The organism is Paraburkholderia sp. SIMBA_054 (assembly GCF_046534875.1).
Lineage (GTDB): Bacteria > Pseudomonadota > Gammaproteobacteria > Burkholderiales > Burkholderiaceae > Paraburkholderia > Paraburkholderia hospita.
Genome location: NZ_JAWRXV010000496.1, coordinates 1 through 307, shown reverse-complemented (window position 1 = coordinate 307; position 307 = coordinate 1). Strand labels below are relative to the sequence as shown.

The following is a 307-nucleotide window of genomic DNA, read 5'->3' as shown; positions in this document are numbered from 1 at the left end:
ACCCCAACCACCCCGGAAAGACAATGCGCAACAATCTGTTCCTCGGCTGTGCCCTGGCCGCCGTCGCGGCCGCCACCTCCGTCCCGGCACTGGCCCAGTCCAAGGGCGACTGGACCCTGGGCGTCGGCGTCCACCAGGTCAACCCGAAATCCGACAACGGCAGGCTGGTCGGCGGCACGCTCGCGCTGGACGTGGACAGCGACACAAAGCCGACCATCACCGGCGAGTACTTCGTCGCCGACAACCTCGGCATCGAGGTGCTCGGTGCCCTGCCCTTCAAGCACGACGTCAACATCGACGGCCTCGG

At 67.4% G+C, this 307-nt stretch carries 1 protein-coding gene; it reads left to right on the top strand.

Annotation, left to right across the window (positions count from 1 at the left end; genetic code table 11):
- Positions 1 to 23: 23 nt before the first annotated feature.
- Positions 24 to 307: OmpW/AlkL family protein (locus SB822_RS56055; RefSeq protein WP_410858973.1), on the top strand; the 284-nt coding region annotated here is incomplete at its 3' end.